Source organism: Mesorhizobium sp. M5C.F.Ca.IN.020.32.2.1, from assembly GCF_004023105.1.
Classification (GTDB): domain Bacteria; phylum Pseudomonadota; class Alphaproteobacteria; order Rhizobiales; family Rhizobiaceae; genus Mesorhizobium; species Mesorhizobium wenxiniae.
Genome location: NZ_RZSX01000173.1, coordinates 1 through 8,940, shown reverse-complemented (window position 1 = coordinate 8,940; position 8,940 = coordinate 1). Strand labels below are relative to the sequence as shown.

7 protein-coding genes and 1 pseudogene are annotated in these 8,940 nt (G+C 60.3%); 3 read left to right on the top strand and 5 right to left on the bottom strand.

All coding sequences use genetic code 11. From position 1 onward, the window contains the following. The 3 genes from EOA86_RS11415 to EOA86_RS11405 all read right to left on the bottom strand — a co-directional run. A partial coding sequence (locus tag EOA86_RS11415; RefSeq protein ID WP_164891683.1) for a GMC family oxidoreductase occupies positions 1-1,449 on the bottom strand: 1,449 nt, incomplete at its 3' end. A 61-nt stretch (positions 1,450-1,510) separates the two neighbouring features. Continuing rightward, a complete protein-coding gene (hisD, locus tag EOA86_RS11410; protein ID WP_127208359.1) occupies positions 1,511-2,821 on the bottom strand; it encodes a histidinol dehydrogenase in 1,311 nt (436 codons plus the stop codon). A gap of 97 nt (positions 2,822-2,918) precedes the next feature. Beyond that, complete coding sequence (locus tag EOA86_RS11405) at positions 2,919-4,721, bottom strand: thiamine pyrophosphate-binding protein (RefSeq protein WP_128341716.1); 1,803 nt, start codon at positions 4,719-4,721, stop codon at positions 2,919-2,921. A gap of 422 nt (positions 4,722-5,143) precedes the next feature. Between EOA86_RS11405 and EOA86_RS11400 the strand changes: the two genes are divergently transcribed. Further along, a complete protein-coding gene (locus EOA86_RS11400) occupies positions 5,144-5,779 on the top strand; it encodes a hypothetical protein (RefSeq protein ID WP_245497224.1) in 636 nt (211 codons plus the stop codon). A 27-nt stretch (positions 5,780-5,806) separates the two neighbouring features. Here EOA86_RS11400 and EOA86_RS11395 read toward each other — a convergent pair whose 3' ends face one another. Next, positions 5,807-6,628, bottom strand: a complete 822-nt coding sequence (locus tag EOA86_RS11395; RefSeq protein ID WP_128341714.1) for a helix-turn-helix transcriptional regulator — start codon at positions 6,626-6,628, stop codon at positions 5,807-5,809. Positions 6,629-6,779: 151 nt separating this feature from the next. Here EOA86_RS11395 and EOA86_RS11390 point away from each other — a divergent pair, with 151 nt between their 5' ends. Then, positions 6,780-7,769: a Gfo/Idh/MocA family oxidoreductase gene (locus tag EOA86_RS11390; RefSeq protein ID WP_245485586.1), complete on the top strand. Its 990-nt coding sequence runs from the start codon at positions 6,780-6,782 to the stop codon at positions 7,767-7,769. Positions 7,770-7,866: 97 nt separating this feature from the next. Then, positions 7,867-8,760, top strand: a complete 894-nt coding sequence (locus EOA86_RS11385) for a sugar phosphate isomerase/epimerase family protein (RefSeq protein ID WP_245497222.1) — start codon at positions 7,867-7,869, stop codon at positions 8,758-8,760. Here EOA86_RS11385 and EOA86_RS39345 read toward each other — a convergent pair. After that, positions 8,747-8,940 (bottom strand): annotated as a pseudogene (locus EOA86_RS39345) (hypothetical protein); the annotation flags it as partial. The gene EOA86_RS11385 and the pseudogene EOA86_RS39345 sit on opposite strands and share 14 nt — an antisense overlap.

Genomic DNA, 8,940 nt, shown 5'->3' with positions numbered 1-8,940 from the left:
CGTCAGCGACGGATTGACCGCGGCCGACGTCGGGAGCACCGAAGCATCCGTGATGTAGAGATTTGGGATCTCGTGCGAGCGGCAATCGGGCGATACGACAGAGCTTGCGGGATCGTTGCCAAGCCGCGCCGTGCCGCATTGATGCGAGGTTGTTTTGCGACCGAACGTTCGGGTAAGCACGATCGGGAAGCCGGCCCTTCTCATCACAGTGCGCGTCCTGCGGGTAAGGGTCTCGTGGGCATCCATGTTGCTGCGCACCCAGTGCATCACAATGCGGCCATCCCGAATCGTGACGCGGCTCTCGGGATTGGGCAGGTCTTCGCTAGTAAGAAACCAGCCGTAGCAATTCCGGGCGATCAGATGCGTCAACCAGCGCGGCAACAATGGCGTGTTCGCCTTCAGGATGTTTCCCGTAATGTGGCCAAGGAGTTGTACATTACCGAGAGGGAACCCCGTTTCTGGATCCCGGTTGTAGAAATCGTTGAAGGCGATCGTTTTCTGATAGACCGATGCATTCGGGGAAAATGGATCGATCGCCAACATGGCGGTCGTGTTGTGGTTCATGAAGTTGCGGCCGACCTGATCGGACCCGTTGGCGAGACCTCGCGGATGTGTGTCGCTTGAAGAGCGTAGCAGCAGCGCTGCTGTCTGGACCGCTCCCGCCGCCACCGCGATGATGTCAGCCTCTATCCGCTGCTCTATCCCATCTTTCACGAAGATTGCGGCCGTTACACGCTGCCGGGACGCGTCGGTTTCAAGCCGTATGACGTTTGCACCAGTCAGGAGGGTGACGTTGGGGTACTTCAGAGCTTCTGTCAGCGGCCCGACCTCCGCGTCGATCTTGCCCTGTCCAGTGTTTGGAAATGCGTCCCATCCTGTTCGGGCGGCGCGCAACCATTCATCGATATCGACCGCGAGTGGCAGGCTGGATGGATGGAGGCCGACACGACGCAGCCGTTCGCGCACCTTCACAATGGAAGGCTCGTCGGGGACTGCGGGAAAAGCATAGGGGTTGGCGTGAGGTGGCTCGGTCGGATCTTGCGATACGTCGCCGCGGACCTTGAAAACCCTTTCGGCTCGCTCATACCAGGGTTCTAAGTCCTCATAGGGGATGGGCCAACCGGGCGACATGCCGCCCATGTGTTGTCGAGGCGCGAAGTCCTCCCGACGATATCGGTACATGACCGCGCCGAAGAACTTCGAGTTACCGCCGACGTGGTAGTAGTTGCCCGGGAGGAATGACTCACCGTCAGTACCCAGCCACTCCTCTGTCGAGCGATAAAAACCCTTCTCGAAGATCGCCGTGTCGTCTCGCGCCTCCGGGGAGTCCCTCAGGTGCTCGCCGCGTTCCAGTATGACGACGCGTCGCCCGCTGTCCGCAAGACTGTAGGCGAGAGAAGCGCCGCCTATTCCGGATCCGATGATGGCAATGTCTGCCGTTTTATCCATCTCGAAGCTTTCGTTGACTATGCGGTATCCTTCCGCGCGTTCCGTTGGACGTTGCTGGTCATCAGAACGGCTCGGCTGCCGACGCGTAGGCAACATTCCGTCCACCGTAGCGGCGGACGCGAATGTTGGACTGCTCGGCGTGACCGGCGAAACCCTCCATGATGGAGAGTCGCGAGGCGTACTGGCCGATCAAGGCAGAGGCCTCGTCCGTTTCGATGCGCTGGTAGGTGCACGTCTTCAGAAACTTCCCGACCCAGAGTCCCCCGGTGTAGCGGGCCGCCCCTCCGGTCGGCAGGGTATGATTTGTCCCAATCACCTTGTCGCCGAACGAGACGTTGGTGCGGGCTCCCAGAAAGAGGGCTCCGTAGTTTTTCATATTCTGTAGAAAGTGGTCCGGATCACGCGTCATCACCTGCACGTGTTCGGACGCGATGCGATCGGCCTCCGCCACCATCTCCTCGGGCGTTTCGCACAGGATGATCTCACCGAAATCCAGCCAGGCCTTGGCCGCGATGGGAGCCGTCGGCAGCATCGACAGCAGCCGCTCTATCTCGGCAAGCGTATTCCTGGCGAGCTTTTCGGAGTTGGTGATCAACACAGCCGGCGAGTTCACTCCATGCTCGGCCTGGCCAAGCAGGTCGGTTGCCACGAGCTCGCCATCGACGCTGTCGTCCGCGATAATCAGCGTCTCCGTCGGTCCGGCGAAAAGGTCGATGCCCACCTTGCCGAACAGCAGCCTTTTGGCCTCGGCGACGTAGGCGTTGCCCGGCCCGGCCAGCATGTCGACGGGAGCGATGGTCTCGGTTCCGTAAGCCATTGCGGCGATGGCTTGCACACCGCCGAGGCAATAGATCTCGTCGGCGCCGGCCAAAGCCTGCGCTGCCACGATCTTCTCGGCGATCCTGCCTTGGAAGGGCGGCGCGCAGGTGATGACGCGCTCGCATCCCGCCACCCGGGCCGTGAGCACCGTCATGTGTGCCGAGGCGAGCAGCGGATACTTGCCACCGGGGACGTAGCAGCCGACGTTCTGGATCGACACGTTCCTGTGGCCGAGAATGACGCCTGGAAGCGTTTCGATCTCCAGGTCGAGAAGGGTCGCTCTCTGGGCTTCCGCGAATTTGCGGATCTGGTCCTGCGCGAAATCGAGATCCTCGCGCTCCCGGTGCGTGAGAGTGTCGACGCAGTGATCGATCTCGGCCTTCGTCAGCCTGTAGCTGTCTCGGTCAAATTTGTCGAAGCGGTTGGAGAGTTCCCGGACCGCGCGGTCGCCGCCTTTCTCCACCTTGGCCAGCAGCGCCTGGACTGTCGCCGTAACCCCCGTCTGCCCGCTTTCCGCGAAGCCCCCGCCTGCCGATTTGATAGTCCGTATCATGAATAAAACTCTCGTTCGCGAACGCTGAACGCGCCGCCTGCAAATGCTGGGACAAGCGACGGGGAGCGCGTTGTCCACGCTCCGACGTCAGGTTCTGTCAGAGGTGCTGTTCGAGAACCCGCATCTCGGCGTAAGCTGCCTGCTCCTTCTCGTAGTAGGCAGGGGATGGGAAGTCCCACCAGCCTGTCGCGAACGGGCCCGCAGCGTCGCGCGAGACGATGACTTCGACCAAGGCCGGACCGCCACATTCGAGCGCTGCCTTGAGGCTCTTTTCAAGGTCTTCGTCCTTCTCGACCTTCCAAGCCTCGATACCGAAAGCCCGGGCGGAGGCAGCGATATCGGCGGAATAGGGCGCGCCGTTGCCGGCGTGATGATTGAATTCCGACGCGATATGACGGCCTAGGAATTTGCGCTGACCGCCCCGGATCGACATGTAGCCGGAGTTGTTCAACACCAGGAACACGACGTTGATGCCGTTCATCGCAGCCGTTCCCATTTCCGGAAGCGACATCATGAAGTCGCCGTCGCCGACGATCGCAACCACTTGCCGGTCGGGACAAGCGAGCTTCGCGCCAAGCGCGGCGGGCACGGCCCATCCCATCGGCGAGTAGGAGCCCGAGGTCAGATGCGTGCGCGGCTCGTAGACCGGGAAGCTCTGCTTCACCGCGCCCTGGGTATTGCCGGAGCCCACCACGACGATGCCGTTGCGGTCCAGCACCTTGCGCAGCGCCACCAGCGGACGCTGGGAGGTGAACGGCGCTTCGCGGCTGTTCTCGCGCGGCGACACCTGCGCCACCCAATCCGCTTTGGCCTTCCTCACGTCGGCGAGGAATCCTTCCCGCTTGGCAATCCCCTTCCTGGAGTCGGCATCGGAGATCAGCGCCAGGATAGCCCCGAGCGCAGCCTTGGCATCGGAGACGATGCCCACCTCGGTCGGGTAGGTCTTGCCGATCTCGCGCGGGTCCAGGTCGATATGGATCAGCTTGCCGGGCGGAATGGAGAAAGAGACGCCCTTGGCGTAGGACGACGCCGACCAGTCGGTAAAGCGGCAACCGACGGAGACCACAACATCGGCGGAAGCGGTGATCCTGTTTCCGCAGGTGGTGCCGGTTTGCCCGACGGCACCGATGAACAATTCATGATCTTCGGAAATCGCACCCTTGCCGTTCCACGTGATGGACACAGCCGCGCCGAGCTTCTCGGCCAGGCGGGTCAGCTCGGCAGAAGCATTCGCCGTGATTGCGCCGCCCCCGGCCACGATCACCGGACGTTCGGCGGATAGCAGAAGCGTTACCGCCGCCTCGATCGCACGCGGATCCGGATAGGCGACGCCGATCGGCAGGCGCTTGTCCAGCGGATGGATCGTCACCTCATCGGCCTCGACCTGCACATTCATCGGCACCTCCACATGGACGGGGCCCGGACGGCCTGTCAGCATTTCGCTGAAGGCGCGGTGCATGATGGATGGCAGCACCTTGACCGAATTGGCCTGCCAGGCGCGCTTGGTGACCTGTTCGGTGATGCGCGGAAAGGCGTTGTCCTGCTGACGCTCGATCTCCTGCATCGTGCCGTGGCCGTGCATGTAGGTCTGAGGCGAGCCCGAAACATAAAACAGCGACGTCGAGTCGGTATAGGCGGTTGCCAATCCGATGATCGTGTTCGTGGCGCCCGGTCCGACCGAGGTAGAACAGGCCATCGGCTTGCCGCTCGCCCGGTAGTAGCCGTCGGCCATGTGCACCGCGCTCTGCTCGTGCATTACCTGAATGAAGGGAAGTTCAGAACCTTCTTCGAGAAAAGCGTCGAACAAGGACCAAATGCCGTGGCCTGGGACACCGGCTACATATTCGACGCCATATTCCTTCAGCGCTCTTGCAACGACCTGTCCGCCGCTTAGCTTCATGAGTTCGGCCCTCTTATCTGCCTTGCTTCCGAAACGAGGCGCTCTCTCTCCTCGTCGATGCCCTATTAAGCAAACGCTCCCGCGACACGGGCAAGTTCGCAGGAGAGGTTTATTCGACGCAGGGTGACGCGCTCAGCGAGAAGTATTGCACCGATTTTGCAGCTGTCGCTGGCCTAAGCGCCATGCGGAGGTGGATCTCACCTGGAGACCGGCACAGAGGCGATCGGGGTCGGGACGGCAATGCAGCGCACATTGGCGCAAGTCTCACTGCGGGTTGCGTCAAAATTCGGAGAGGCGCGCACTTCCGCATCCGACCCCAATATGTCTCTCTGATGTTTCTCAATCAGTGCCGTTGACGGGCGAGAACGATGCGCAATCAAACAAGGGATCTGACTTTCGCGGACGGATTCATTTCCGCACAGTTGGTCGAAAATGTCTCCGACCGTGAGATCGAAGATGCAGTCGTGGTGAATATCAGCCCGTCGCCGATGATCACCGGTGACGAACACCCTGCCATCGTCCCCGCATGGAAATCGACCTGGCTGAAGGGCGGTCGCATCAAGTCGGCCGAGCGCATCGCGGTGATCAAGGTGGTCAACCCGACGAACCTTGGCGGATGCATGTTCCGCGGCTGGGACTGGCTGGGGAACCGGATCAAAAGCTTTCCACGCGACACGCCGCTCTTTATCTCGGCACAAGACACAATAGGGACGGTGTGGACGGACCCTTACGTCTTCACCAACGAGCGCCGCAGCGATGAGGCGCCGCAAGAATTCACCTTGAAACTGAACCTTTGGTGGGCGCCCGGAGACACCGATTGCTTCATCCATCACAAGCATCCGTTCTTGGAAACCCATGCGCAGATCCACGGATGCGGAAGGATGCAGAAATTCCGACAGAATGACGCGGCGACGATTTACGAGGATGTGGTCATGCCGATCGGATATTCGCATGACCCTTTCTGCCGCGTGACTGGTCGCAACGAATGGACCTACCCATGGCATCGCTACTACGCGGACACCGACTCAGTCTGGCTGGCAGTCGAACTGCATCCGTAGCGCATCAACCCTGACACGGCGCGTTCACTACATCTGGATCATGTCAGATCCGTCACCCAGATACTGGAGCGCCTCGCGCGGAATAACCGGATCATTGCGATCCATGACGGTGAGTTCGGCAAGGTGCTCGCGCTTGATGAGACCCGGACCACGGTAGTGTAGCGCGACCTTGGTCGAATACGGGGCACGGAACACATTGGCAGCGATGCCGCTCGTGATCCCGAACATGAACCGCTTCGTATTGCGCTTGACCTGCGCGTACACGCCAAACGTCAGTTCGTTGGACTGGATGCCTTCGAAGTCGGCTGTGAACAGGCGATCCGATACGGGGAAACAAAATCCATAGTACTTGAAGATGTACTCTGTCTTGTCAGGCTTATCCAGGCTTGGAAATCTCTCCACGTAATAGTGCTGTAGAAATTCCTTATTTCTGTATATGCAGAAGGCCGAACGTAGAATGAACCCTCTATAGATGGAGGAGTATTGATACCTGTCGTAGACGCCAACGATCTCGTTATCCTGCGTCTCGTTCTCGACGATGATGTTCGATACAAAGCGCGAGAATTCGGGCAGCCGTCGCGCTGTTGCCATCGCATGAAAGAAGTTTCCGTCAACAAGGTTCCGAAATTCATCCGGATCTGAAAACAGGATCGGGACGCTCAGGCCGAAATAGTTAGCAATGATTCGCAGATTGGATGCGGACGGAACGTGCGTTCCCGAGAGGTACTTGTTGAACTGCTGCCTGTTAACGTTGATTTTCCGGCACACGGCAGCGACCGAACCATGGCGGTCGCAAAGAGTACGGAGATTGGCCGCCAAGGCAGCCGGATCTTCCCCGATCGAACCCATTCTCCGACTCCCCACCCATTTGATGCGATCAGACGCTATCACTACGCCACGTTGAGAAGGACATCAACCCGATGCGAAGTTGTCGGATTGGCCTTCCGTTCGCATAATTGACCGAAGCAGATGAGAGGGATGCCCTGTGTCAGCGGATGCAATGACAGGCTGGTCGGTCATGGGGACGGGGACGATCGCGACTGAACATATGGTCAATGCAATCCGCGCGATTGGACACCATCCGCTGTGGGTCGTGAGTAGAAGGAAGCGCGACGCGGCGGACTTCGCTGAGGACCTCGAGATCCCCAAGTGCTCCACGGACCTTGCGCGTGTGTTGCGCGATCCCGCAGTCGGGTTTTCGTATGTAAGCGCCCGGTTAGCGCGCAGACCACACTATATCTCCGCCGCCGCGGGGGCGGGCAAACATGTGCTTTGCGACGGCCCAATCGCCCCTACCAGCAAGGCCGCGGCGGCCATGGTGAACGCCTGCCGCAACGCCGGTGTTCTTCTCGCCGTGAACCAGCCTTTCCGCGCCTCCGGCGTTCACCAGACGATGAGGCGGCTTATCGCGGACGGCGAAGTTGGTCAGGTCCTATCAGTCCTCGTCGTCCGCGGCGGACCCCATGGTCTTGGATTTCGGAGAAGCGAGCCACCAGATGAGTCTGACAAGATCTTTTTGGGAGCGTCGGTGGACGACATCGACTTGGCTCGATTCCTGACAAATGCTGAGCCGGTCGAGGTCAATGCGGTGTCTTCGCCTCCGGGGGACTTGCCTAATCTGCTGGCCTACACGGTCCGGCTCGACAATGGAGGGATCTTGCAAGTTCACGAGAGCTTCCGGACGGCCGATCTGGAAAGCACGGTGTTGGTTGCTGGAGACCGTGGCGCGCTGCTGGCCAACGGGACTTTGAACGCGCGCTCCAGCGGAACGTTGGTTCGCAGGCATGCCGGCCGGAACGAGTTGGTTCCCTTGCGCGAGCGGGACCCCTACGCGTTTACGGCAGCCGATTTTGTGAGCTCGCGGGCGCAGGGCTCCTCCTGGCTCGCGCGAGGCGAAGACAGCGTGATGGCGCTCACGGTAGCCGAGGCTTTGCTACTCTCATCTCGCAAACGCCGGACGGTGGCGATCACGGGCGAGAGCGCTCGGTAGCTCGTTGCGGGGTTGCCTCCTCGCGGGCCCCTTTTTCGTCGGAAATCGGCGCGAGGTGGCCCGGTAAGTCCGGAATTGTTCGGACCTCAAACGCAGGATGGACGGAGGAAAGACTATGCGACAGCGGAATCAGATCATCTTCCATTCGCTTGCCGCGAAACATGGAACCCTGGCGCTGGATCTCGATATTACACGAAAGCTCGGCTTCGACGGGCTGGAGGGATCGGGAGCTAAGATCCGGCAATTCCTGGATGCCGGATTCTCTGAAGCCGAATTGCGTACCGCGATCGGCGACACCTTTATTCCCGGCATCGGTTTCCTTCTCGATGTCGAGCGTCACGGTGATGACCGGCGAGCGTTGCTGAAGGACGCCAGCGATCTGATTGAGTTGGCCACAGCCGCAGGTGCAAAGGGGCTCGAAGCAATCACAGGGCCAATTAGCCTGGCAGCTTACGCCAACGCGGCTGCCGTGCCGGATCTCTATAGAGGCGTCATTGGCCTTCCGCTCCAGGAACAGATCCACATCACGGCTGCCGGTTTGGCGTCAGTTGCAGACATTGCCGCCGAACGCGGGTTGCTGATCTATTATGAAGCTCTGTCCTGGACGCCGCTCAACACGCTCGACAAACAACTCCGAACGCTGGAGCGCGCAGGGCGGTCGAACATCAAACTCGTCATCGATTTCTGGCACTGCTACACCGCTGGTGAAACTCCGGAGAGTGTCGCGCGGTTGGACAAGGACCTCATATATGGCGTTCACATCTGCGACTCGCTGCCGTTCGATGGCGGCATACCTGATGAAGGCGTTCTACGTGATGTGCCGACCGGAAAGGGCGTCTTGGACCTCAAGGAGTGGGTCGACGCGGTAAAGGCGACGGGCTTCCAGGGGTGGTGGAGTTGCGAGTTGTTTTGTCGCCGCCAGCACCAGGAAAACAGCTATGAGATCGCGGCCGGATTGAAGACCCTGATGGAAGACCTCATCGGCGTTTGAAAGCGGCGCCGGTGGCTGCCCGCCCACACCCCGAGTTCGCCGCCACGGGCGTCGTGCGCCTCAATATCCTAGTGGCCACAGCGATAAGGAGGAAAGCGACGCACACCAGCCCAAAGCTTGCGGCGAGCGATGAGGCCTGTGCGATGAAGCCGAGCAAGGCAGGACCGAGCAGCAGCTGTC